This window comes from Pseudomonas sp. HLMP (assembly GCF_046365545.1).
Lineage (GTDB): Bacteria > Pseudomonadota > Gammaproteobacteria > Pseudomonadales > Pseudomonadaceae > Aquipseudomonas > Aquipseudomonas guariconensis_B.
The window spans coordinates 709,764-734,222 of the sequence record NZ_JBDLLR010000001.1 but is presented as its reverse complement, the minus strand read 5'-3'; the positions used below and the strand labels follow the sequence as shown (position 1 = coordinate 734,222).

The 24,459-nt window shown below is 56.0% G+C and carries 17 protein-coding genes; 9 read left to right on the top strand and 8 right to left on the bottom strand.

All coding sequences use genetic code 11. The annotated features are described in order from the left end of the window. The first annotated feature begins 137 nt into the window (after positions 1 to 137). A complete protein-coding gene (locus tag ABFA30_RS03560) occupies positions 138 to 428 on the top strand; it encodes a hypothetical protein (RefSeq protein ID WP_368815775.1) in 291 nt (96 codons plus the stop codon). Here the strand turns inward: ABFA30_RS03560 and ABFA30_RS03555 are convergent. From ABFA30_RS03555 to ABFA30_RS03545, 3 genes are all read right to left on the bottom strand, one after another. Then, the gene (locus tag ABFA30_RS03555) at positions 366 to 4,163 is read right to left on the bottom strand and encodes a hypothetical protein (RefSeq protein ID WP_368815776.1); all 3,798 of its coding nucleotides are present in this window, start codon (positions 4,161 to 4,163) and stop codon (positions 366 to 368) included. The two genes, ABFA30_RS03560 and ABFA30_RS03555, sit on opposite strands and share 63 nt — an antisense overlap. A 98-nt stretch (positions 4,164 to 4,261) precedes the next feature. After that, the gene (locus tag ABFA30_RS03550) at positions 4,262 to 5,095 is read right to left on the bottom strand and encodes a hypothetical protein (protein WP_368815777.1); all 834 of its coding nucleotides are present in this window, start codon (positions 5,093 to 5,095) and stop codon (positions 4,262 to 4,264) included. 126 nt (positions 5,096 to 5,221) lie between these two features. Next, the gene (locus ABFA30_RS03545) at positions 5,222 to 5,797 is read right to left on the bottom strand and encodes a recombinase family protein (RefSeq protein ID WP_368815778.1); all 576 of its coding nucleotides are present in this window, start codon (positions 5,795 to 5,797) and stop codon (positions 5,222 to 5,224) included. 226 nt (positions 5,798 to 6,023) lie between these two features. Between ABFA30_RS03545 and ABFA30_RS03540 the strand changes: the two genes are divergently transcribed. After that, positions 6,024 to 6,983, top strand: coding sequence for a hypothetical protein (locus ABFA30_RS03540; protein ID WP_054881517.1), 960 nt, complete (start codon positions 6,024 to 6,026; stop codon positions 6,981 to 6,983). 539 nt (positions 6,984 to 7,522) lie between these two features. Beyond that, positions 7,523 to 7,888 carry a hypothetical protein gene (locus ABFA30_RS03535; RefSeq protein ID WP_054881516.1) on the top strand — a complete coding sequence of 122 codons (366 nt, stop codon included), beginning with the start codon at positions 7,523 to 7,525 and terminating at the stop codon, positions 7,886 to 7,888. Positions 7,889 to 8,270: 382 nt separating this feature from the next. On the opposite strand, the gene mobI is transcribed toward ABFA30_RS03535, so the two are convergent. Both mobI and ABFA30_RS03525 read right to left on the bottom strand, forming a co-directional pair. Beyond that, positions 8,271 to 8,735, bottom strand: a complete 465-nt coding sequence (mobI, locus tag ABFA30_RS03530) for a conjugative transfer protein MobI(A/C) (protein ID WP_240523156.1) — start codon at positions 8,733 to 8,735, stop codon at positions 8,271 to 8,273. Positions 8,736 to 9,443: 708 nt separating this feature from the next. Beyond that, positions 9,444 to 11,597: an AAA family ATPase gene (locus ABFA30_RS03525; protein ID WP_054881515.1), complete on the bottom strand. Its 2,154-nt coding sequence runs from the start codon at positions 11,595 to 11,597 to the stop codon at positions 9,444 to 9,446. A gap of 519 nt (positions 11,598 to 12,116) precedes the next feature. On the opposite strand from ABFA30_RS03525, the gene ABFA30_RS03520 reads away from it, so the two are divergent. After that, complete coding sequence (locus ABFA30_RS03520) at positions 12,117 to 12,308, top strand: DUF1524 domain-containing protein (protein ID WP_096048738.1); 192 nt, start codon at positions 12,117 to 12,119, stop codon at positions 12,306 to 12,308. Between the two features lie 121 nt (positions 12,309 to 12,429). On the opposite strand, the gene ABFA30_RS03515 is transcribed toward ABFA30_RS03520, so the two are convergent. From ABFA30_RS03515 to ABFA30_RS03505, 3 genes are read right to left on the bottom strand one after another with little or no spacing between them, the layout of a single operon-like run. Continuing rightward, entirely contained in the window at positions 12,430 to 13,335 is a 906-nt protein-coding gene (locus ABFA30_RS03515) for a ParB/RepB/Spo0J family partition protein (protein ID WP_054881514.1), read from the bottom strand. Next, on the bottom strand, positions 13,332 to 14,225 hold the full coding sequence (locus tag ABFA30_RS03510) for a ParB/RepB/Spo0J family partition protein (RefSeq protein WP_054881513.1): 894 nt from the start codon (positions 14,223 to 14,225) through the stop codon (positions 13,332 to 13,334). The genes ABFA30_RS03515 and ABFA30_RS03510 overlap by 4 nt, the downstream gene beginning before the upstream one ends. Continuing rightward, complete coding sequence (locus tag ABFA30_RS03505; protein WP_082438034.1) at positions 14,225 to 15,778, bottom strand: recombinase family protein; 1,554 nt, start codon at positions 15,776 to 15,778, stop codon at positions 14,225 to 14,227. Before ABFA30_RS03505 ends, ABFA30_RS03510 begins: the two co-directional genes overlap by 1 nt. 122 nt (positions 15,779 to 15,900) lie before the next feature. Between ABFA30_RS03505 and ABFA30_RS03500 the strand changes: the two genes are divergently transcribed. From ABFA30_RS03500 to ABFA30_RS03480, 5 genes are all read left to right on the top strand, one after another. Continuing rightward, positions 15,901 to 16,254, top strand: a complete 354-nt coding sequence (locus ABFA30_RS03500; RefSeq protein WP_054881511.1) for a hypothetical protein — start codon at positions 15,901 to 15,903, stop codon at positions 16,252 to 16,254. Between the two features lie 1,034 nt (positions 16,255 to 17,288). Further along, positions 17,289 to 18,545, top strand: a complete 1,257-nt coding sequence (locus ABFA30_RS03495; RefSeq protein ID WP_410045160.1) for an integrase domain-containing protein — start codon at positions 17,289 to 17,291, stop codon at positions 18,543 to 18,545. Between the two features lie 941 nt (positions 18,546 to 19,486). Then, positions 19,487 to 20,467, top strand: coding sequence for an integrase domain-containing protein (locus ABFA30_RS03490; RefSeq protein WP_410045159.1), 981 nt, complete (start codon positions 19,487 to 19,489; stop codon positions 20,465 to 20,467). Beyond that, entirely contained in the window at positions 20,464 to 20,739 is a 276-nt protein-coding gene (locus ABFA30_RS03485; protein ID WP_410045158.1) for a hypothetical protein, read from the top strand. Before ABFA30_RS03490 ends, ABFA30_RS03485 begins: the two co-directional genes overlap by 4 nt. Positions 20,740 to 21,267: 528 nt before the next feature. Then, a complete protein-coding gene (locus ABFA30_RS03480; RefSeq protein WP_410045157.1) occupies positions 21,268 to 24,435 on the top strand; it encodes a DEAD/DEAH box helicase in 3,168 nt (1,055 codons plus the stop codon). Positions 24,436 to 24,459: the final 24 nt, after the last annotated feature.

Sequence of the window (24,459 nt, the reverse complement as noted above, 5' to 3'; positions counted from 1 at the left end):
TCACCCCGAAGATGCTCAACACTAGTGTTGAGCACCTTCGTTTTATTGAGCGCCTTCGCCTCACGACCAGGGAAATCCTAATATTTATACAGCCCGAGAATGCGCAGTCGTGACAAAGAGCAAAACGGCTAGCGGTGGTGAAAACCGCTCTGCCGAATGGGCGTAACCACTCGTCGTCATTGCGCATGCGGCAAACGAAGTCAGAACTCGAGATCGCGATCGCTGGCGGCGACCATGCCCTGCTGACGATCGACGCCATTCGCGCAGAGGCGACGACGCTCAAGGTACTGGAACATTCGATGATGCGCGCGTTCGGCGACGGAGGTGACGGCGGCCTGTACAGCTTGTTCCAGTTCCGAATGACGTCACTCAAAACTTTCCTCGCCCTCGCGGTCGCGGCTGCGCTCATGATCGATACGCCGGTCTAGCTCGGGGAGGATGGCATCCACCCATTGCCGGACATCAGCATACGGGCTTTCGCGAAACGTCAACACCTGAGCCTTGCGACGGGCAAAGATGTCGGCAAGCGAGCCGCTCCAGCTCCGAGGATGGAGACGAGTCCAGAAATCGCCGAGAAAGGCGCACCTGTCCGGCGCATAATTGAGCAATTCGAGAAACAGCGGCGAGATGCCGTTATCCTCCTCGTCGTCATCCTTTCGCCTGAACATCGAGATGGCACGGCCGAGCAACGTATAGCGCGTCGCCGCATCCTGGTCCGCCCATTGGCGCAGCACCGCTGGGTCCATGTTCTCAACCGGTGTGCCGAAGCCGAAGTCCGCGTCGAACAGCCGGCGGTTTCGCGATGTCATCTCGGGTAGAAGGAACATATCGAGCCCCGCAGCGGGGTGGGTGTCAAACAGCGCTTTCAGCACATGGCTCAAATCATGATGGGGAAGATAGCTGACCTCCATCGCGCCGCGGATATGCGCACAGACATCGCGAGCCGTCGCTTCACCGTCGCTCCCTGCACAGCAGACCCGAATGATCGTGTGCAGGCCATAGTCGCGCAAAGCACCCTCCTTGCCGAAATCGGCGCGGCGCAGCAGGTTGCGGCCGAGCGCGATCAACGTCGAATTTCCCTGCCGGCCTGCTTCGCGGTCGCGATAGAAGTGCATGTGCAGGATATCGAGCGCGATCTGGACCCCGTCCGGCAGAGCCGCAATATCGAGCAGTAGGAGAGCTAATGCCTCCGGCGGTGAATCGCCGACGATGCCGTTGGCGATGTTCATGAAGTCAAAGGACTGAAGCGCGCCCTTCTCGATCGCGCGTCTCAGCCGCGCGATTCCTCTCGCGTCGATTCCTATCCGCGCTTGAAGATAAGGAAGCGAGTGGGCCAATGCCAGGTTCTCGATCGCGGCATCCAAGCTGGTTTCGGCAAAGCCAGCATCGCGCTGATGCGCTTCGTAGATGAACCCGCCGAGAACAATCACATTGCGGTTCTTAGGTTCCGCCGCTTCGAAATGACCGACCAAATCGCGCCAGATCTCGGCAAGGTCCCTAGCACCTTCGGCGAGGCCGCGCCCGCACTCGAACGCACGCTGGGCATGGGGCTCGTTCATCAGCTCGGCCAGGAATTCGGCGCGCGTCTCGAAATCTTGCGCCAATTGTCGGCCGACATCCTGAGCCATTTGGGCGGCCTTGTGCCACGGCCTCATCACGTCCTCATCGTCCGGCTCGCCGTCAGCAACGTCCCAACCGCCACTGGTACGTTTGAGCACGACCGCGCGTGCCTGGTGCAGGAGGTCGGACGGTTTGAGCCGTTGAATAATCGCTTCGAGGCGCTTTCGCACTGGCTCGGGCATTGCATTGCCTTCGAATCGGAGGGAGGTGCGGAACGCGATCCAACCCTCGATCCATGGCTTCACCTTGACGAACGCGCTCGCTGCGCGGTCCAGGGCGTCGTGGCATGCGCCGAAATGCCACAGGGCGCGCACGTTGCCGGCAAGCGTGCTGCGCGCGTCAGCCAGGACTGACGACAACTCGACGGCGAGATCGATAGCGCCGTCGTACCAATCCCACACGTCCTTGTTCAGCTTCGGGCGCCATCCCCAGTCGCGCGACCGTGCTCCGAAATCGAAGCTGCTGGATGAGATGAAATTGTGCGCGGTCAGAAGCGCGTCAAGCGCGACGGATGCACAGCGGCGCTTGTCTGCATCATCGGAGTTTGCCAGCAACCGCACGAACGCGCGCCGTTGCTCGGGCGGAGTCTGGGTCCCGGACAGATACAGGCGGAAGAGCTCGGCAAACGCGTCGCGGGCGGAGTTCTGATTATGGTCGGCAGGCTCGGCGGCGAGGAAGCGGGCGAGCACCGTCGCCGCGGTCTCGAACATGTGCTGCTCATAGCCGAGCGCCTTGATTAGACGGATCCACTGCCACCGGGTCGGCTCGATCGGCGACAGCAATGTTGCCCCGTTGGGACCATCCAGTTCGTGTTCGATTTTCGCCAGCACCGCCTCGGGAGCAACTGGGGCGATGTTGTTCAGAATCTGGAGTCCTTCCTCGCCGCGCGCCATGAGGTCCCCGAGCGGCCCGTCGCTTAGCAGCCAGCGCGCGACCGCAGCCTGAGCCTCTGGGCTATCATGAAGGTAGCCCAGACGGCGGGAGAGCGACTTCTGCATGCGCGGCGTCAGCGAGGCGCTGAACCGTTCGAAGTCCGACGGCGGGATCCGTTGGAGCGCGAATGTGGCAAGCGGGTTCGCAATCGCGTGCGGGAGGAGCGCCTTCCAGCGGCCGCGTACTTGCGCGATGCCACGTTGGCGAAGCTCCGCAAGCGCGGCGTAAAGCGTCGCCGCGCTCACCGACCGTAGGCCGCCGATGCGCGCGAGCTCGCCATCGGATGAGGTGTCCTCGCCATCGACCGAGTAAAGCAACGACAGCTCTTCCGCCGCTAACAACAAATTCTGGTCGGGCTGGTTGCGCTGCTGGAAGATGCGCTCGAACAACTCGCGGCTCTTAAGCTTGCCCAGCGTCTCCCCCTTACCGAGCGTTTCGGCCAGGGCGCGGGCCACGCGGAAGTTGCCATCGCTGAAGTCGGCGATGGTTCGCCGGTCGATTTCGGACACACCCGGGAAGGATTGCTTGAGCCATTCTGCGACCAGATCGGGCGAGGCGGACTGCAGACGGAAGACCTCAGTCCGCTCGGGCTCGTCCTCGCGAACATCATATTCGACAGTGAGAAGGCTGACGTTGCTCGTGCTTTCCGAGCAGATGCGCGTGAGCTCGGTGTGAGTGGCCGGATTGCAATTATCGACGATAAGGATGGCTCGTTGCCCCCGCAGAACGAGCTGTCGTGCCATGTCGCGCGCGGTGGGGTCGGTTTCGGCTGAGTAGTCAGTATAGATTGCGAGGCTCGGATCAAGCGGCTCCTCACCGACCTCGCTCTCGAACAGCGCCTGGACCAAGCGCGTCTTGCCCAAGCCAGACATGCCGATCAAACGAATACATTGCTTCGGCGTGCGAAGCGCGGCGCGAAGGCCCTTGATACCTTCGGCGATCGTCAGTTGTTCGCGTTCACGCGAGCGCTCATCGGTCAGACAAGCCTTGTCGTTGAACAGATAGGACGTTACCTCGGCGACGTGCGTTCCGGTCCATCCCCCGATGCTGCTCCACCCCGACAGACCTAGGCCGACGCGGTTGCGGACCCAGGCGGCGATGCCCGGATATTCGTTGACCCAGGTCGCGATGCGATCGCGGTCGTAGAAATCGGTTTGGAGATCACTGGCTTCGGGGAGGTCGTGCAGCGCGGCGCGCATCGCCGAACGCCGATCGGCAAGCGGCTTATCTGCGACCGACCCCTGCGAACTGACGATGATGTAGGCACCGGATTCTGCGGCGAGCTCGCGGATGACTTGCCGCAGCTTCCCGTCGCCCCCGCCCTTGGGCTTCGGCCGCATCTCGCCTTCGATGGCACTCGCCGGCATGTCCGGCTTCTTCACCTGAAAACCGGTGCATGACCGCGGTACGAAGTCGGGGTTTGCAAGCGGCATGGAACATTGTACGCGCACATCGAGCCCACCATCCGCGGCGTCCTGATTGCCGCCTGCGGTGACCGCCGAAAGGGGACAGCCCTGTTTTCGCAGCTCCGCCAGGGCAAGACGGGCGACGAGGGTGCGCAAATCGGCATCGCCCAGATTGCCAATATCGGCACCTGTCACTTCGAGCATTTTCCCGGCCTTCCCTAGGTAAATTCTGTCAATGATCGTATAGATAAAGCCTGTCATGATTGGCGGGCTCACCGCCAGCCATGCAGTTCAGCTAAAAACTACTTGCCAATGAAATAGAGGTTGCCGTTCTTGTTGTAAATCGCGGCCGGCCGAAAATCCTTAGGCCAATTCCGTCCAGGATAGTATGCATACATCCATTCGGGCAGGTGGCTAGTAATGCCCGCCAGCGCATCCAAGCCGTCCTTATTAGCTCTGCTAGCGTCAGCAAATAGTTCGCCTGAGGGATCGGTCAGGAAAATCGGGCCGTAGGCTTTCTCGGCCGAAATGAATGCAGGCGCAGCGCTCGCCGGAGCGTCGAACTGCGTAGGGTTCCCAGCAGCCAAATCTGCAAGTCTGTCGTATTTCTTGCCTGATCCGTCAGCATACTTAGCCGGCTCATGACGCAACTTTGAAATTTTTCCACCGAAGTATTTTTCTCTCGCATCAAGCCAGGCCGATCTGACCAATGCAGATGCCTCCTTTGGGTTAGACGCGAGATCCTCAGGCACCCATGCAGCAACTTGGTAGTGATAGACAGGGCCAGCACTCCCACCACCCAGCAAAAATAACCCGATGCCAAGAGAGGCTGCTCCCGCGCTGCTAAAACCAGTTGGAGGCGACACGTATCCCAAACCTGCTGTCGCTAGACCTCCAGAGCTTCCCGTAGACCGCGGCACGCTCAGGTAATCTACTTCCTTCCCGACCATTTCCCTTGGAATATCGCGCTGACCATCGATGCGCATAGCCTCCAGAACCAGCATGGCATCGGACCACTTCTCGCGAGGAACATCTTTAGGTTCTGGCAACGTGACCTTCGGGGTACTGGAGCAACCGACCAGCGCAGCCAATAGCAACGTACCAACGCATCCCTTGACAAAAAAAAGCACCGACATGAAAACGACCTATTTATTCAGTGGTAGCCCAGCACAAGTAGTACGTCTGGGGCATCCTTCACTTGCCAGCCAGCCCATAGTGCCCAAACTTAACTGGGCAACTTCATCGGAAAATACCACCACCACTTAAACGACTACAGATGATTTCGGCGAGTAAACATAGCGGTAAAGCGTTGTTCGAGAAACGCCATACCGTCGGGCAACATCGGTTACCTGTATCTCAGAATCTCTGAGAAGAGCCCGTATCTCACGTACCTGACGCTCATCCAGCACAGGCTTGCGCCCCCCCTTCCTCCCACGAGCCCGAGCCGCAGCCAATCCTGCGCGGGTCCGCTCGCGAATGAGGTTGCGCTCGAACTCTGCCAGCGCAGCGAATACATGAAATATCAGCTTACCCGCAGCGCTGGTAGTTTCGATTCGTTCGTTGATGGATTCGAAGGACACTCCCTCCTGCTCCAAACGACTGACGATCCCAACCAGGTCAGCCAGAGAACGGCCGAGACGATCCAGTCGCCACACGACCAGAGTGTCACCGCTGCGCAGGGCCTTGAGGCAATGCCCCAACTCCGGCCTATCTACTGATTTGCCGCTCATGGTCTCTTCGTAGACCACGGAGCACCCAGCCAGTGCAAGTGCATCTCGCTGCAAGTCGAGGTTCTGATCATCAGTTGACACTCGTGCGTACCCAGTCCGCTTTCCCATACGTTTTTCTCACACTGATTTCGGTATGAGAAAGGTGACAGTTAGGTGGGAAATCCCAAGCCCAGAAGCTCGTCTGGAATAGGTGTGCCATAAACGACCGTTTACGGATTGTCGGCCTCGTCAATTTCAGGCGCTGAAAGCGACCGAAAACGAACCTCAGAATATTTTTTCTCGCTCAACATTTCTTTTTAGCAGCTCAGCACCCGAGCTGAACGGAGGAATGACCATGAAGCAGAGTTTCTACTCACATTTTGACCGGGATTTGGCGAGGGCCGGTTCGGCGAACCTCAATGAGGCAGTCCGACGCGGGCTCCTCAGTCAACACGAGGCAATGATCCACGACCATCAGTGGGCACAGTTTAGTATTTACGCCAAGGAGTCTCATGAGGTGGATGTCCTGGAGCTCGTCAATGAAAAACTGGTGCGGCAATACGGCGAAGAACTCTGTACGCAGGTGTACCACGGGAATCTTTCGGTGCAGACCGCGGAGGGCCTTCTTGAGACAGTGAGTTCAGTTATGGCCCTCGCAACCAGCGGTGACTGGAATGTCGTGATGCCTGATATCGGCGTTCCTGGCCATGCACGGATTACAGCCCCACACAGCCTTGATCAAGCGAAGTTCGAAGCCGCAGTAGAAGATGTTCAGGCCCGCGTATCAGAGCATCTGGCGGTGGTGTTGATGTTAGTGCGGCATCTCGGCATATCAATACGTGAAGCTTTTTTCTTCGACGCCCAAGCGGCTCTAGAGGCAGCCAAGGGGGATGGATTTATTCCCCTGGAAAGCGGCAAAGAAGGGAAGTATACACAGAGGATAATTAACATCTCGATGCCAAAGCAGATCGCCGTTTTGGAGACGGCATCCGCCGCCCAAGATGTTCATCGCTATCCACAAACAAAGCAGACATGGCGGTTCTGGAAGCAGAACAGCTTACCTGCTGCCAAGGATATTTTGCTTTTTCATGGGCTGAGTTTCTGTGATTGCCGAGCAGCGTTTGCATGTGAGCTTTACAAGCAGTGGTCCGGTCATGAAGCCCCGATTCTTGGAGGGCGCGCTCCTAATATCGAGGATCTAGAGGCGCGACATCACGTCGCCTACGAGCTTGGGAAATTGCGTATATGGGAAACTGATGCATACGTCGGTGCCCGAGCTAACCTGCGAAAGGAAGCTGCCACTACCGGTCGCTAAGCCATCACAGCAGTTTGGGACTACATCAGACGCCCTTATCCTTGACAGACCTCGAATCAAAGGAGTCAGGGTATGGATGGTTTTGAGCTGCTTGTATACGCCGTGCTTGCCGTCATCAGTGCGCTGATTATCACAGGTGTAATTGGCTATCTGGTCGCAGCGCACCTGGACAAGAAGCACGACGACGATTGAGCCTTCAGCGGAACGACCAGATCCCTGCAAAAAATTGTCCGCTGCCCCTTGGCAGCGGGCGCTTACACACCCCATCGGCAAGGCATCCTACCGCTGCGACAAGCACTATTCGCCCAAGTCTATGAGGTCATGGAACGAATCTGGAAGGGCTGGCAGTTTCCTCGCCATAGCGAAAGTGACCTGAGCGCCGAAGCGTTTAGTTCAGCGACATGCACACCCGCCATGTGGCGAGCTAGCTTGCCCAACACGCTGAAACTCGTCCGCCGACTCGCAAGCAACACCTCATCTTGGGTTTTCCGAAAGCTACCGGAGAGTGCCTAGCGACCTCATCCACCCGGAGCATCACCATGGAATTTCGTCACCTCGGTATCGGGCATTACTTCCCACCTATTGCACCAAACGGTCGGGTTTACGCTGTGCCTCTTGGGCAGGAATCCCAGGTAGAAGTTTTCTGCCTTACCCCTGTAGGCATCATAGGTGCGGGCATTCAATTGCACTGGTCAGAAATCATTGGTTGTTACTACGACGGCGAATCCTGGGAGATCATCCCGCGCAACTACTCCGGACGAGGAATGCGCTTCCGCAGGGGCCTATCCTGCATCATGGTGATCGAAGGTAACGAGGCCCTCACGACGCACATACAGGGCTACCCCATCCCCATGTGCGTGATGAACCGCATTGCATTCGAACAGCAGCGAGCCAGTGAGGAGTAGCGCGTTACCGTCACCACCCGCTACGCGACACGGGTACCAGCTAGGCCGGCACCTACCAAAGATTATTTTATGAAAGTGAAGCCCTTCACTACTAATACACATCACAGTTCGCCGGCTGACTTGTTCGTAGGCGTGACTGCTAATAGCAAATATGGTCTCCGCCCGCTTGCCTGCAGGGGCCTGCTTGTTGACGGCGCTTAGATTTAGCGCCCTATACAGCTTATAGCCCGTACCCGTCACCTTTCCTGACGAAGCGCAGCAGCATGTCTCACCGAAATTCACTGCTGATACGAGAAAGCCCCGTCAGACCATGCTACACGGAGCTTTCGGGCATTGAAATCGGCTCAGATCCATTCGGAACTGCTTATAGTGCACTCAGCCCCTACTCCTCCGAGTAGAAATCGCCATGATCGAGCGCCTGATATCGAGATAGCTTCCTCTCATAGGCGACCAACGTCCGACGCAGCTGACGATTCTCGCTGGCGATGCTGCGAATCTCAGCAAGACGCTCCTCGACCTGTAAAACGAGGCGACGGTAAGGGAATTTAACAAACTCAAACGAGGAAGCCGGGTATTTGTACTTGCCGTTGCCTTTAGGAATAGTCAGGGGTGCGAAATTATTTTTTTGCCCTTGCAATGGCACCAATCTGCACCAGTAAATCGAGTACGCGTTCGGGCTCGTTTGCTTGATTGACACAGCAGCCACGACAGATTTGACCCCAGTCTTTTTGTATATCTTCATGGACGCTTCGATGTAGCTTGCGGCCAGGCGTCTCGCATCCGCAAGCAGCTGCTCGTACTGCTGATCCAGGAGGGTGACTATCGTTTGTGCTTCTTTACTCATCATTAAGGCTCTCTTCGCTATAAGAGCCAAAATGGTGACCGATCGCTGAGCACGCGGAATTCGATTTCAGACCGTTCTGCCGTCGGAAATCTACCGAAAGGGGGTAGTCTGGCTCAGGCCGTCACCCTACGTCGCGCCAAGATGATAGACGGATGACTACATGTCAGCCGCAGAAAAGCATAACGTGCAAATGATGCACAACAGATGACGACGGCAGCCTCGCCCCTGGCGGAACAAGATCAACATGTTGGAAGCAGTCCTTCGATTGCTGTCTGTAGCGCGCTGGAGGCAAATCGAAAGGAACGCTGATCAGAGAGCGAAGTAGGTGTAGAAAAAGAAGTGCAGCTACCACCTAGGTACGTTCAATTACCGGCGCGGTAGGGAGCGCATGTGCATGCACACGGTTTCCCATTGCCCAAACCGGAAACGGTTGTACTGGCGAACCAGGACAACTTTCCCATGATCGGTCATGGCGTATTCTCCATCTGATCTCAGCGGGCCGCTGATAGCCTTTACACACCAAGTGCAAAGCGAGCAGATGAGTGCCAGGCAGGAAGGAGAGCCCTTTGGTGGTAGCTGCAGGCCAAATGCTATCAGTTGATGCCGAACACGGAAAGATCAGCGTTCATCAATTCCGGGCCATCCGGTCGCTCCCGGTAGAAGGAGCGATCACATACGCGTTGACGCAGCCCTCCCAGAATGCATGGTTAGCTATGCCATCATCTTGTCGAAGTGAGATTCGAAATTGGTTCTGATGAACACATCCTTAAACCGCGCGACGAAGATCGCCGGATCGATCTCGCCGAAATCAGTGAGGTTAACCGAGTCAGCATGTGATTCACGGTTGATGTATCGGTAAAGCGCTCTGTACTCTGGATTCTCCTCGCTAAGATCAGTCAACGCCTGGCGCAGGCTGTGCGTCTGATGCACGAAGCTAAAGTAGTACTCTAAGATATTGCGCATCATGTTCGGAATCACATTAGGGGAAGTTCGGCCTTGTAACGCGTCCTTGATGGTTTGCCAGAAGGCTTGGTAGTCGTTCTGGATTTCGCGCTCCTCCATGGCCACGACCGAGCTATATTCGGACTTGGTGATCCGGAACATTGCCAAGGATTTTTCTCCGTCATCCTTCAAGAGCTTGACCATTTCGTGGAAGAAGAAAAGGTTGTGCGTCAGGATGATCACCTGCTTGAACCGGTCTCTCGGGATGAGCACCTGCCGCCTGATCAGCGATGCAATATCATAAACATAGTTATGGGAGAGGCTCGATATTGGGTCATCAATGACGATGACGCGATCACGCTTGAGCCTCCCACTAGCTGTGTCCAGCTCGCCATTGCAGACCTCAAGAAAGTAAAGAAACGAGATCAGCGTTTTCTCGCCCTCACTTAGGGTTCTGAACACCCCTTCAGTCTGGCCAGGGCGCTCAAGACGATACTGCGGCACCAGGCCCTCTTCTTTAATCAGCGCGAAGCCCTTCAGGCCCAGCACCCGCAACCAATTATTGATGCTCTCGACCGACTGGTCGATGTTCGTGATAGCCGCCCTGGATTGGGCAATGATATCGCGTTGTGCTTGAATGCGATCCCGCAGAGACTGAACCTCATCCTTGGCGGCCTGGCGTTGGCGCCCCTGCTGCTTATCGACCTTTTCGAATGCCACGAAAGCCGCTTCGCACGAAGCTCTGTACCAGCTCCAGAAGCGTCGCTTGACGTCCTCCTCATGCTGCTTCTTGTTTTTTATCCTCGCATTGATAACGTCGATTTTCAGTTGCTCAGCCGCGATCTCACTGTTCAACTCGGCTACCAATGTTGCAGTGGACTCCAGCGTAACCGTGAGGGATGGACTGGCGAGCTTCGTAGCAAGGGATTGCAGGTTCTTCTGGAACACAGCGTGAAGCCTGGTGATACGGAGCTTTATGGCTTGCAGCTGATATTCCGGAGCCTCGCACCTTCGCAGGAATTGATCCGCCGCGTCTCGGTATCGGCTTTCGAGTTGTTGCAGCAAACCAAGGCGCTGCTCATAGGTCTTATCGAAAACTTTACGAATTTCAGCATAGAAATCCTGCGGCAAGGGCTGCTGGCATAGTGGGCACTGGTTTTTTGCCTCGACCTCATAGCGCAGTGCCTGCTTAACCCAATCCGAATTTCCCAGTTGCTGAATGAACGCGGAAAGGTAGGAGTCGCCTGACCCAGTGATGACTTCCTGCATGATCGGATCGGTTTCTAGCTTACCCGCTTGGAAGGTGATTGACGCGATTCCGGGCAGCTCCTGATCACTGGCCTCGTTAAGTTCTGCTGCCTCGCTGAGCAGCCCCTGAGCGGTGTCAGTGGTTTCCACAAGCTGGACGCGTCGGACTGCGTCAAGTAAACGCTCTTTGGTGTTGAGCGACCTGAAGCAGTAGGCCAAAGCAGTGTTATCGAAGTCACGCTTAGGCTTCCATACATTGTCCAGCAGCGCCTGATGAGCTTGCTCCTGGGCCTTCTTGCAGTTAACGCCCTTTTCCATTTCAGAATCATGGGCGATCGTCAATTCAGCGATTGCTGTCTCGGCCGCTGCCAGGGCAGCTTCCGCCTCAATGTTGCCCTCATTGAGGGTGAAGACCCCTGGCTGGGATGCGGCTTCATGGAAATTTTTCTCCATGAATGCATAGTTGTAGACTAGGACCTCCCGGCCAACCTTTACTGGCTCCACTCCGCAAACGCTGTAGCAGGCCTCAGCAGGGGCCTGAAGGAAGTTACTGATAGTGGTCTTGCCCGTCCCATTATGGCCATAGAACAGACTCACGCGCTTGAGCGGGGCAATGGACACCGCTGAGTCTGGAGAGTAGCTGGAGACGTTGCGAAGCAGAATTTTTTCAATCATGCGGCAATCCTTGGCGTGAGCAAACCCAGCTCAAAGATAAACGGAACATCTGTGATAGCATAGTGACACTTCGCTAACTGATCGGTCTCGCAGGTTACTTACCCTATGCTAAGGGTAACTCCGGTGCGGACTCTAGCCGTCACGAGAGGCTAGGATCGACCCAAACCGCCGATTGCGACAGGCAACTACCGGCCAAAAGCTGCTCGTAACGAACGCTGCATTCGACCCAGCGCAGTCCTTCATCACGTTCGACTACAGCTGATGGGGATCGGTGAATTTCCGTAACGCCTGCATCAGCGCACGTTATCCAGACCGGCTGGATACCGCAAAAACCTGTTCGCTGCTAACGGAACTCGAGGGCGGTTTACGGCTATCCGTAAAATGCGAAGAGCCAGAAGTACCAGACCTATCAGCACTTGAGATAGGCCATATTTTACCGCGGAGTTGAAACGTCCCACTGGCCGCTGAAAGAAGGCAGCGTGGCAGCCGACAGCGACGAGTCACGAGTCGGATATCGAAATGATAATGCGCTCTTGCGGCACATTGACGCCCTGGCAGTTCATGATTAGTGAACAGCATGAGAGCATCCCGATGCTAGGCAACTTGACGCTGCTGAAGCTCAGCGTCAATAGGACGGCGCAACACTGCGATTTCGCGGCGAAAGGCGACAAGCTGATGTCAATGCCAGCCTTGGTTTCAATGTCCCACTAATTGCTACTTCTGCGTGGAACGAAGCCGCGATTTCAGCCAGAGCCCATGCCCTCGCCAACATGGCACTGACGATATGTCCCAAAAGCGAATGATGACCTCCCTCTCAGCACAGCAGGTAGGTTTATTCACGCTCCAGACTGCGAGCATCTGCGGTGACCGCCTCCACAACTCCGGCCAGCTCCCGCACCAGGTCAGGCTCGAAGCGCTCCAGGTAAGCTGCGATAGTCTGATTGCGCAGCATGCGAGACACATAGCCCTTGGCAACCACGAGTACTAACATGGTTTCGCCGAGCGTGTCCTCAACCAACCGGTAGTCGTGGTAGAGCTTTTCCATCTCCCGCTCCATGCGTGCAATGTCTTCAGCAGTCACGCCCTCACTGACTTTCTTTGCCTCGACCAGCTGTTCAGGACGCGTTGCGGCCAAAACCATTTCGGCGTAGCGCCCAGTAAAACAGTTGGCCGAAATCATCATCTCGACTAATTCTATTTGGCGCATTGGCTTCATCTTGCGCAGCACGCGAAAGACCGCCTGACTGACCATTCGCGTTTTCAGCATCTCAGCGACTTCCGGCGCAATCCCGCGCAGCAAATGCTGGCGCTCGCGGATGCGTCCAACGTTGACGCTCAAGACTTCGGCAATCCGCTCGGCGGTCGTTCCTTTGCGAATGGCCTCCAGAATCATCTTGTGCTCTTGAATTGGGGTAAGTCGGTTGATCTGCCGGTTGTAGGTAAATCCTTCGTCATCTGTCGCCAACAGGCACAACGCGTCTTTTGCTCCCAGCTGTACGAGCGCAGCCAGTCGCAAATGACCATCCAGCAACAGATAACGGGGTTCCTCTCCCACACCGTGTACAGGCTCGGGATGCACCGCGAGCGGTTCGACCACCCCCAGCTCGCGGATGGAAGCTAAAATCGCCGCATACTTGACGGAGGTCAGCATATCGTGGGTGACTTGGCGAGAGGGTAGGATCAGCGGTAGGCGGACGGTAATCAAATCAGGCCCAAAGGCACGCTTGACGACAGTCATGCGTCCCCCTGAATACGCTCGGCCAATACCTGCGGCATATCATCAATGCCTTCGCTGTGTAACATTGACCGAAAAAATTCATCGGCTAGTAACCGACGTAATGCAGTCACGACGAATAGCAATCGTTGCTCGCTGATGTCTGCCTTCTTCACCATTAGGCGCTGACGGCGCACCTCAGTTTGATAGGCAGTCAGCAACTGGCGGGGAGTGGTCATGCGCTCGCCTCCCTGATGCTTACCATAATCTTTCCCAAGAACGCGTCGACGGTCGATCAGACGGCGTACCTTGATGAGTTCATCTCCTTTCAGCAGCCCACTTTCATAGGCCTCGACCATGGCGGCCTGGACCTGGGAATCGTCAGACCGTGCCACATGGATCGCGACTTTGATCGGTAGCCAGCCCTTTTCGACGGCAGCAATCAAGCGCTCCTCTCCTTGCCTTAACAAGATCAGAATGCCGCCGACATAGGCACGGTCCAAGCAGGTTTTCTGGGCAATCTGCCTAATGGAGTAGCCACGCTCGTGCAGTACGTTTATCGCCATCAGCAAGTCGCGGTTCGAGTGCTTGCGCCGCGCCAGATTCTCTACCAAGCTGATGAGATAGCGGTCCGCCTCAGCTGCCGTCACCACGACCGCTGGAATCGCCGCCTCCCCCAGGACCTTGAAGGCTTCGAAGCGCCCCTGTCCACAGATCAGGTCGAAACTCGAACCGTTGCGGGTCACCGTGATCGGTCGTTTCAACCCCAGACTCGCAATGTTTTCTACCAGGCGTGCAAACACTTGTTGATTGCGACTACGCGGGTTGAGCACGCGAATATCCGCGAGTGGGATCTGCGCAATTGGTGCCGCCTGAGCCACATGAAGTGCAAGATGCTCTCCCGATGCAGCCATTACGCAGCGCTCCCCAAGGGTATACGTCGACTCAGGGCCGCCAGGATGTCCAAGCTGTCGAACCGGTAGAGTTCGAATTCACGCGGATTAGTATCTCCCAGACGCAGGTGAGGGGCCGCCAAATCGATCATGGGAAAGAGGTAGTAATCAAGCACCTCCTTCTCACCGGGGAGCATGCGAACAGCGACCGTCAGGTCAGGTAACAAACCGAAGTCGAAGCGTAGCTGCCAACGTCTGCGCGGCGACTCTGAGCATTGACAGCGGCAGAGCACCACCGAGATCGAGAACTCATCATTAACCCAAACCAGTTGGGTCTTGGGATCGACCGAGATGTGTCCACCGACAAGACGAATGCGCTCCTGCGTGTCGACCAAGATGTGCGGATACAGCTCTCGCAGCCGACGATTGGCCTCCAGAAAGCTGTAGTCCCGTGCGGGGGAATAGCCAATCAGGCTGTAGCTGCGTAGCAGACTACCAAAGCGCTGGCGATAACAACTGCTGGAGGGGCAATCCTCTTGCTCATCAATGATCAACCCAGACAGACAACCTCGCTCCGCAAATAGTTGCTTCAGCGTCGCCAGCATTTGCTCGTCAGTCCAGTGCCGTGACCGCGCTCGGATGATGGCCTGTGCCGCGAGAAACAAAGCGTGGTCGACCACAGAGGAGAAGGCACCGTCGGCCCGCACCAACTGATCAACCGGATTGGAAGTTCGGGGCTGTTTCAGTTTGCCAGACGTGCGATTCCAGACATTGTTACCGATGTATTTTTCGTTGATCAGGACCTGATGCACTACGCCCCGTGACCACGGTCGCTGGAAGTCTGTAAGCAGTCCACGCCGATTCAGTTGAGTTGCAATTTCAGCTTCCGTTCGACCTTCCCTGACAAAGGCCTGGTAAATGTCTTGAACGACCTGTTGTTCGGACTCCGGACCTGGCGTAAGAATCACCCGATCCGTCTGAAGGCTTTTGTACTCTCCCCGATCCAAGATTGCTTTAGGCTGCCCTGTCTGATCGACAAGTTGACGACGCAATCCATATCCAGCCGGGCCACCTTGTCGGTATCCCAGCTGGATCAAGCGCGACTGCCCCGCAAAAACCTTGACGGATAGCTCACGGCTGTACTCACCGGCCATCATGCGTTTAACACTCTTGATGATGCTGGACACCGGTGAGCCATCGTTAACGAACTGTTCGGCGCAATATTCGACCCTGACACCCGCCTGCCGACATCGAACTTCGTAGCTGGCGCTAACATCAGGGTCCTGAAAGCGCCCCCAGCGACTTACGTCATAGACCAGAACTACAGAGAACTCGGACTGACCCGCGTCGACATCTCGAAGTAGCTGCTGGAGAGCTTCCCGACCATCCAGGCTCAAGCCACTTTTACCCGCGTCGGTGTACACCCGGACGATCTCCAGCTCATGTGCTGCCGCATAAACGCGAATGGCATCCAGCTGATTTTCAGTGGAGTACTGCTGGTGCTCCGTCGACATGCGGACATAGGCAGCAGCTCTATTGCCGCCCTCGGTCGTGGATAGATGTGATTGTCTCATTTCTTGATCGATGCCCCCTCAGCGACTTGGGGTCGACACCCATGCCAAGCCGTAGACTGCACCACACCTATCGGCCTACATCAGATGCGCTACTCACGAATATAAAGAGGAGATACGGAAAGATGATCGCGAAAATGGGTAATTCATTTCCAATCTGTGCACAAACCTACGCCAATGCCGTAGCTGCTGCCTTACGCACCGAATTGGGCACGTCACATCGCGCAATCAAGACGCTGCGCCACTGGACCGACGCCAGTGAACGCACGGCTAAACACTGGCTGGCGGGTAGCCATGGTCCAAGCGGCCTTCATTTGATTGAATTAATGCGGCATTCTGACCATGCGCTCCAGGCAGTGCTTGAATTGGCACAGCGGAACTCGTCCGTGGCAGTGGTCTGGCTTCCCGCTTTGCGCGAGCGCTTGCTTGACGTCGCGGAAATGATCGAGGCTTGCCTGGGTCCTGGCAGCGCTCACTGACAGCCCTTTGCAGAGGCCTTCTCCGACTCGCAAGTGGGACACAATAGGATTACGGTTAGAAGCTCTTAGCAGAGTGAATCGCCCTGGGTTTTGTGGGCACTTCTGATTGCCTGCTTCTGGCCGATTTTTGCCTTTCACAGCATGATCATCGGTCAACAATCAACAAACCAGTTGTAAAAACGGTATCCCGCGCTAACCGACACAGCACATGTACCCAGCGTCAATAGAGGCCACTGTCCTTCGACACCAAGCCACCACTGCACCTTGAACAGAAGAGCTCCCACCAACACGCAGGCGAGAACACCAAGAGCCAGACCAACCAAAGCGAACAACCAAGCCCCTAAGCCTGGGTTTCCGCCGTGCCAGTTCTCACTCAGACAAAAGGGGCAATGATTGGATGAAGGCGAATATCCCCAGAAACCACGGCTATATGACGCTCTCGGAACCATCGCTTTGCCACAGTTGTGGCAGGTAACCATCGAGTGTCTCATACCGCACCTCAGCTCAAATCGTCCTAGATGAACCCATGGTGCGCTACTGCGGAAAAACCCCAACTGCGAGACCTGACATCTACCCAGCACCTGGTCTGAGCTAGGCTCAAACCTTCCTGGCCAGATAATCGAGGTTATGCTGTACTCGAGTGACAGTGTGAATGCTCCCCAGTGGTTGAGCTGGCCTCGACGTTCGCAAAACGATAATTCAGGACGCCAGTTCAACTCCTAAAAGAGCCGCTCATCGGAAATAAGTTCAGGGGGGCACCGATGGGGGTACTTAGTAAGAAACTATTGAATAAAGCTAGCTAAAACAATAGTTTAGTAACGCATTTAAAATCCCCCCGGCTCCACCAAATGATCAAACAAAGACGTCCACGGACGTCTTTTTTTGTGCCTGCGATCCAGTAAATACGCGGCTTCCAGCGCTTTTTCGGTCTTTCAAGAGTTTTTGAGTTCCAGCCATTCGGGTATTCCAGGCGGTATTCCAGCTCACCCGGTGCTAATCTTTGGAATACCGAATCAGTGCTTGAGGACAATCTCATGCCTGCTCAAAACCTCCGCCTCTCCGATCGACAGCTCAAGGGAGTCAAACCGGCGTCCAAGGATTACGTCCTTACTGACGGTGACGGTTTGCAGCTCCGCGTACGCAGCAACGGCTCGTTGCTGTGGAATTTCAACTACCGCGAACCGGTGACCAAGAAGCGCATCAACATCGGCTTCGGGACCTACCCCGAACTGTCACTGGCGAATGCACGAAAAAAGGCAGTCGAAGCGCGCGAGCTGCTCGCCCAAGGCATCGATCCGAAGGTGCAGCGCAATACGTTGAATGAAGCCAAGCGCGCAGAAACGGAACACACCTTCGAGAACGTGGCCACCGCTTGGTTCGAGCTCAAGAAAGACTCGGTGACCCCTGCCTACGCCGAGGACATCTGGCGGTCGCTCACGCTGCACGTGTTCCCCGATTTGAAGACGACCCCACTCGCGAAAATCACTGCGCCGATGGTGATCGGATTGCTTCGTCCAATCGAAGCGAAAGGCAGCCTGGAGACGGTCAAGCGACTTAGCCAGCGGCTAAACGAGATCATGACCTACGGCGTGAACTCCGGCCTGATCTTCGCCAACCCACTCAGCGGCATCAGGGCAGTATTCAAGAAGCCCAAGAAAGAGAACATGGCTGCTCTTCCACCCGAAGAGCTCCCGGAGCTCATGCTGGAGATCGCAAACGCCAGCATCAAACGCACCACCCGCTGCCTGATCGAATGGCAGTTGCACACGATGACTCGCCCCGCCGAGGCGGCGACTACTCGCTGGGCAGACATTGACTTCGAAAGGCGTGTCTGGACTATCCCACCGGAGCGTATGAAGAAGCGCCGTCCACACAGCATCCCGTTGAGTGATCATGCTGTCGCACTATTGGAGTCACTGAAGACTCACAGCGGCCATCGCGAATACGTCTTCCCGGCCGATAGAAATCCACGCACCCACGCCAATAGCCAGACCGCCAACATGGCATTGAAACGCATGGGCTTTCAGGATCGATTGGTCAGCCACGGTATGCGCTCGATGGCCAGCACCATCTTGAATGAACATGGGTGGGACCCCGAACTCATTGAGGTCGCACTGGCGCATGTCGACAAGGATGAGGTGCGCAGCGCCTACAACCGAGCCGACTACATTGAACGCAGACGACCGATGATGGCCTGGTGGAGTGAGTACATCCAGAAAGCCGCCACCGGCAGCCTGCTTGCCTCAGCATACGGTCAAGTCAGAGACAAGAACGTGGTACCGATCCGCTAGCTCTGTACGGCGCAAGAATTGCGGAAACAACTGAACGTCCAAGATTCGGGGCAAGCAGCCTCGCTTATCTGCTTCTCAGCGCGGGTCCATCCAAACAGGGCTGCAAAGCCGCCCTGTTTGGATGGACCTTACTCTGAAGAGCTAAAAGCCACGATGTTGTCCGGGATTTACCACGGAATTCCACCGGTGGATAACTAACTTTCACGTCCTCAATAGCGCTGAATTTCGATCCTTGACCGGGTTTATCCACAGGCGTAGAACTGGCCATGCAAAGGCTGTCGATGACAGCACCTCAGGTGACCCGAGCCTTCAAGGTCACGCCGCTCTCGCGGTGGTTCTCCCCAAGGGCGATTCGCATCCGGCAGCTCGCCCGGTCACTACCCATGTGATGGATGCTCTTACACATACAGCGCTCGTGCGCCAGATACTCCATACCTCGCTGCCCTGCAGCAACCTATCCGCTTGGCCGAATCCTGCGCCAACCTGTGCCCGTCTCTTTCTCTGGAAAGAGACGGGCACTTCTACCACTGCTGCAGCCCTGATCGCACATGGCTTTGCGGCATTCCCCCTCGTGACAATCGGCGTGACAAACGCCGATGTCACCAGCAACAGCGCTGTAGATGATGGTGCCGCAGACCAAGGAATGGACTGCACCTGACTGACAGTCAGGTATGCCCCGGTCATCGCATTGCTGCTTGCACATGGCTCAGGATCTTCAAGCGCTGATCTCGTCAGCCAGTGCTGCCTCCACCCGCCCACCGGCAACGGTGTACAGGAGGCCAGATCATGAGATGCCCTTGCTCCCGGACGTAAGGAGCCGCCAGTCCCGCGTAGTGGACATTCCCCACAGGTCGCAGGGGCCTTGATCCCTGATAACACTCAACATTCTTGGCGGGATGACGTGGGGCGAGGATCGAAGAGCGGACGATGAGGTGACCGACATGGCATTGGTGGGTAAACGCGATGGCCGTAATTTCGGCTACGGCAGGCAATTGAGCTACGCAGGTCCGCAAGCGCTGAAAGACATGTTCGGCGGCGGCCACTACGGCACGGTGAAGGCACACTGTGATCGGTGGCAGGCATTCGTGAAATGGTGCCGCTCCGAACAGGGGCCCGGTATCAATGATGCGCGGCAGATTGATCGAAAGGTGTTGGCCGACTACGCGGCGTATCTGCGCGACATTGTTAGGCGCGGTGATCTCGCCGTCAGCACCGCACAAAATCGGCTTTCCAGCGTTAACAGGACCATGGCGGCGCTTCGCGGTGATCAGTGCGTGAAATTGCCCAGTCCGAGCAAGGCGCTGGGTATGCAGCGCACCGGGGTTCGACATTCAGTGCCGCAGGGCCAAGACCGCGAACAGGTTAAGCAGATCGTCGATGCGCTTTGCAACCAACATCAACTACGGGCCGCCGCGATTGTTTTGTTGGCGCGAGCCACTGGCATGCGCTTGCGTGAGGCCATCTTGGCTGACCTGCCACGGTTAAGCCGTGAGGCTAACAATCTAGGTAGGATTAACATTCAGGATGGCACCAAAGGCGGCCGCGCCGGCGCCTCGGCGCCCCGTTGGATTGCGGTGGATGACCATGTTCGAAGTGCACTTGAGTTTGCACAGCAGGTGTCGTCTGCGGGCAGCCGCAACCTGATTGCGGCACACGAAAACTACCTAGATCTTCTGCAACAAGTTATCCGCCCGGCGCGGGATATCCTGCATGCACACAACCTCAAAGGCTTCCATGAGCTACGAACAGCGTACGCATGTGAGCGCTACGAGCAGATCACCCGATGCCCCGCGCCAATCAATGGTGGCAAATGTTACCAGGTAGATAGGAACCTTGATGGCGAGGCCCGGAGGCGAATCAGTTACGAGCTTGGACACGGTCGGATCGACGTGGTCGCAGCCTACATTGGCGGACGGACATGAGTAAGCCATTCGATATGGAGCTGTTCTTGGCTGGCGTTCTGACCGGTTCGCACGCAACCCGGCAACGCCACGTGCGACAGGCAAAAATCATCCAGGTCGAAATTGCAGCGCGCTGGCAGCGAGAAACACCTTGGGCTTGGCAAAAAAAGCATGTGGTTTGGTTTCTTGAGCATCGCTTAAATTTACACGGTGAAGCGACGCGGTATTACTATTTACTGACGATGCGGTTACTCGCTCGTCGTTTACAAAAAAAATGGGTTTTCGATCTCTGAGTGAGACCGGCTGCTATCGCGCCTCATGGGTGACGTTGACACCGTAAGCGGCGTATCAGATTTTCAACACAGGATCACAGCGAACGTAGAGAGCCTTAACCTCTTCCTTATGTGGAAATGGGACATTCAGGTCAACTTTTGCAGTTTTTATTCAGTCGTTGATCCTAGCATTCGCGTACCAGTACTAGCGTCAGGATTTCAGCCTAGGCCAAGCCTCGTGCTTGCAGAGAAAGCGCCTCAAAATCTGGGGCGAGCGCAGGTCGGAGTTTTAGTTGTCACCAATTCCCGGACATATAATTGGTGATCACTACAATAGTGAGCCATTCGCAGGAATGCGCGATACCTGCGCCATCATTAGGCCATCCAGTTTATAATCCTCCTCCCAAGCAGTGCCCAGCAATGGGTAATTCAAGGAGGATTCTGATGGTTGTGCTCCCACCAGTGGTTTACGAGCAACGCTGCTCTGTAGGAAAGATCCGACATCAGCTACAGCCAGCTATCACGACCCGAGTCATCAATGAGACCTTGGTGAACGTGTCGCCCCGCATCAGAGAACGCTTGTGGCTGCTTGAGTGTGGTAGCCGCGTCCTACTCACCAACCGGCCCAATGTCACTTTGCCCGACGGAGTGGATGGGATCATTCATCTGCGAGAGGACAAAGTCGTCTGGAGGACTCATCGCCTCCTTATCGATCTCAAAGCCCGAGTCCTCGAATATGGGTGGGCCGATGTAGCCCGCGATGCGGCGCGGAGCTGGCAAAATCAACTGTCATATCGAGCGGAACAACGTGACGCCAATGGGCAAGTCCCAACAGGACAGGAGGGATTGCGACCGCCCCAGTTAGGCGCTCTCTTTGCCATCGGGGCTCACTGGAGCCTCAATACACAGCCTGCAACGATTGTGATGCCCACCGGCACCGGCAAGACTGAAACGATGCTGGCTACGCTGACGGCGTACGGCCATTCGCCCACACTTGTGGTCGTTCCTTGGGATCTTCTACGCCAACAGACTGCGAACAAGTTTCAGAGCCTGGGACTGCTGCGCGCTCTGGGGGTGCTGCCAAACGAAGTGGAAAATCCAGTAGTCGGGCTGATCACATCCAAACCCAAGACGCTGGCAGATTTGGACATCTTCACCCAATGCAATGTGGTGGTTTCCACCATTAGTTCCCTGGCATTCGAAGCTGGTAGCCCGCTCGCTGCTGAGATGGCTCAACGGTGCAAATCACTGATACTGGATGAAGCCCATCATGTCCCCGCCAAAACCTGGAGCGGGCTAAGATCAGCGTTTCACTCGCTGCCCATTTTGCAGTTTACTGCGACGCCTTTTCGCAGAGACGGTGAACTCGTCGACGGGAAAGTGATTTTCAACTACTCACTTGCCGCCGCGCAGCGTGACGGATATTTCAAGCCAATACATTTCGAGCCTGTTCACCAGCCGAGTGGTGGCACCCAAGCCGACCAAGCGATCGCCGTGACAGCCCTGGCTACGCTACGACGTGACTTGAACGCGGGGCTTAATCACCTGCTCTTAGCCCGATGCAGCAGTATTGTCCGTGCAACCTACGTAGAACGTCTTTACCGACACCTCGCGCCTGAGTTTCAACCAATCCTGATTCATTCAAAGATCAACGATACTGAAGCTAAGCTAGCCGATCTGCGCTCAGGGGTGTCCCGGGTCGTGATCTGCGTCGACATGCTGGGCGAGGGGTTTGATCTGCCCGAGCTGAAAGTGGCTGCGCTCCATGACAGTCATCGGAGTTTGGCTATCACGCTCCAGTTTATCGGGCGGTTCACACGCGTGGCAGGAAGGAGCATTGGCGAGGCGACGGTGGTGGCCAACATTGGCGATCAAGATGTTGCCCACTCACTGGAGCGCCTATACAGCGAAGACGCCGACTGGAATCAGGTACTGAGCGAGCTGAGTTCTAATGCTGTCCGGGAGCACAGGGAGTTGATCGAGTTCCTGCAAGCGTCCGAACGTCTGGATGAGGAAGGCGACTCGAAAATTTCTCTGTCACCTCAATTACTCCGCCCAGTTTTCAGCACTGCCGCTTACAGAGCTCAACAGTTTTTTCCCGAGCGGTTCCACCACGGGCTTTCCCAACAACTTCACATTGAGGGGGTCTGGCTCAACCGAGAAATGCGTACACTTTACTTCGTCACTCGCGCCGAAGGCAGGGTTCGCTGGACTAATACCAAAGGCGTTCTCGACCGTGAGTGGACACTCTTCGTCCTCCACCACAATCCGGAGCTTGAACTGCTATTCCTGTCTTCAACTGATCATAGTTCTTTGTTCCCAGAGCTAGCGGAAGAAGTCACCGGGCAAGCAGACCTTATCCATGGCGAACAGATGTTTCGAATACTCGGCCATATAAACCGCTTGGTGTTTCAGAACATGGGCGTCAAGAAACACGGTCGACGTAATCTGAGCTACGCCATGTACACAGGCGCCGACGTTGCGGTAGCACTCGGTGTGGCCGAGCGTAGCGGCTCCGTTAAGAACAATGTCAGTGGTACCGGATGGGAAAATGGAGAGCGCGTTTCTGTTGGCTGCTCGTATAAAGGAAGGGTCTGGTCGCGAGAGCAAGGCTCCATACCGGAGTTCGTTCACTGGTGCACTGCGGCTGGCGCCAAACTTCTCGATGACAGTATCGTTGTCGATGACATCATTGCAAACGTCCTGATTCCCAAGGAAGTGACGGCGTTTCCAAGCGACAGGAATGTGCTTGCTGTCGAGTGGCCGGCTGAAATCATGAGTATTGCAGAAGACCGGGTCGTGCTAACAACTCGGGCCTTTCCAAACGGCCTTCCTATCACGTTCGTCGATCTGAAATACCTTGATGTGCGAGATAACAGTATGAGGTTTGCCCTGAGCTGTGACGAGACCGGCCAGTTCGCAGATTTCACCTTAACGGTTGGCGGAGAGACCGGCTTCGTCGTCGCACAGACAAGCGGTGAGGCAGTCGAACTTACCATCGGGAAAGCGACAAGGGCGCTCAGCCAATATCTGAGTTCATACCCACCGTTGGTACGGTTCGTCGACCTGAGTGAGCTGGACGGTAACATGCTGATCGAGCCTAAAGACCCCAGGCATCTTGAAATCGGAGAAGAGCGCTTCGAGGCTTGGGACTGGGCAGGCGTCGACATCACAAAAGAATCCTACTGGAAAGACGGCATTGCACGTGCTGACTCTATTCAGTGGAAAGCCGCGCAGCACTTCATTCAGGGTGATTTTGACATCGTTTTCGACGACGACGGCGCCGGTGAAGCCGCGGATCTTGTCTGTCTCAAGGAGGAAGATAATCGCATACGACTTGCGCTGATCCACTGCAAATATGCCGGAGGAGACACGCCTGGCGAACGCGTGAAGGATGTCGTGGAGGTCTGCTCCCAAGCAGTCAGGTCGGCCAAATGGAAATGGCGCTTCTCTGAACTTGGTAAGCACATACAAAGACGTGAGGACCGGCTGCGCTCCCTGCACCGTCAAACGCGCTACCTTGCTGGAAATGGGTTGAGGCTCAATGACTTGATCAAGACAGCACGCTTCAAACCCATTGAAGCCGAAATTCTGATTGTTCAGCCGGGTCTATCTGCTGGTAGTCGTACTGCTGATCAAAGCCTCGTGCTGGCTGCGGCTGTGGCATATCTCAAGGAAACGATAGGGTGTGATATGGACATCGTTTGCAGTGGGTAAAACAGCATGGCGCCCAATGTAGCC

Excerpts from the sequence above, each read along its gene's own strand:
- ABFA30_RS03525 (WP_054881515.1), bottom strand. The coding sequence starts at position 11,597 with ATGATTGAAAAAATTCTGCTTCGCAACGTCTCCAGCTACTCTCCAGAC.
- ABFA30_RS03540 (WP_054881517.1), top strand. The coding sequence starts at position 6,024 with ATGAAGCAGAGTTTCTACTCACATTTTGACCGGGATTTGGCGAGGGCC.
- ABFA30_RS03485 (WP_410045158.1), top strand. The coding sequence starts at position 20,464 with ATGAGTAAGCCATTCGATATGGAGCTGTTCTTGGCTGGCGTTCTGACC.
- mobI (WP_240523156.1), bottom strand. The coding sequence starts at position 8,735 with ATGATGAGTAAAGAAGCACAAACGATAGTCACCCTCCTGGATCAGCAG.
- ABFA30_RS03550 (WP_368815777.1), bottom strand. The coding sequence starts at position 5,095 with ATGTCGGTGCTTTTTTTTGTCAAGGGATGCGTTGGTACGTTGCTATTG.
- ABFA30_RS03495 (WP_410045160.1), top strand. The coding sequence starts at position 17,289 with ATGCCTGCTCAAAACCTCCGCCTCTCCGATCGACAGCTCAAGGGAGTC.
- ABFA30_RS03505 (WP_082438034.1), bottom strand. The coding sequence starts at position 15,778 with ATGAGACAATCACATCTATCCACGACCGAGGGCGGCAATAGAGCTGCT.
- ABFA30_RS03510 (WP_054881513.1), bottom strand. The coding sequence starts at position 14,225 with ATGGCTGCATCGGGAGAGCATCTTGCACTTCATGTGGCTCAGGCGGCA.
- ABFA30_RS03490 (WP_410045159.1), top strand. The coding sequence starts at position 19,487 with ATGGCATTGGTGGGTAAACGCGATGGCCGTAATTTCGGCTACGGCAGG.
- ABFA30_RS03500 (WP_054881511.1), top strand. The coding sequence starts at position 15,901 with ATGATCGCGAAAATGGGTAATTCATTTCCAATCTGTGCACAAACCTAC.
- ABFA30_RS03515 (WP_054881514.1), bottom strand. The coding sequence starts at position 13,335 with ATGACTGTCGTCAAGCGTGCCTTTGGGCCTGATTTGATTACCGTCCGC.
- ABFA30_RS03555 (WP_368815776.1), bottom strand. The coding sequence starts at position 4,163 with ATGCTCGAAGTGACAGGTGCCGATATTGGCAATCTGGGCGATGCCGAT.
- ABFA30_RS03535 (WP_054881516.1), top strand. The coding sequence starts at position 7,523 with ATGGAATTTCGTCACCTCGGTATCGGGCATTACTTCCCACCTATTGCA.
- ABFA30_RS03545 (WP_368815778.1), bottom strand. The coding sequence starts at position 5,797 with ATGGGAAAGCGGACTGGGTACGCACGAGTGTCAACTGATGATCAGAAC.
- ABFA30_RS03520 (WP_096048738.1), top strand. The coding sequence starts at position 12,117 with ATGATAATGCGCTCTTGCGGCACATTGACGCCCTGGCAGTTCATGATT.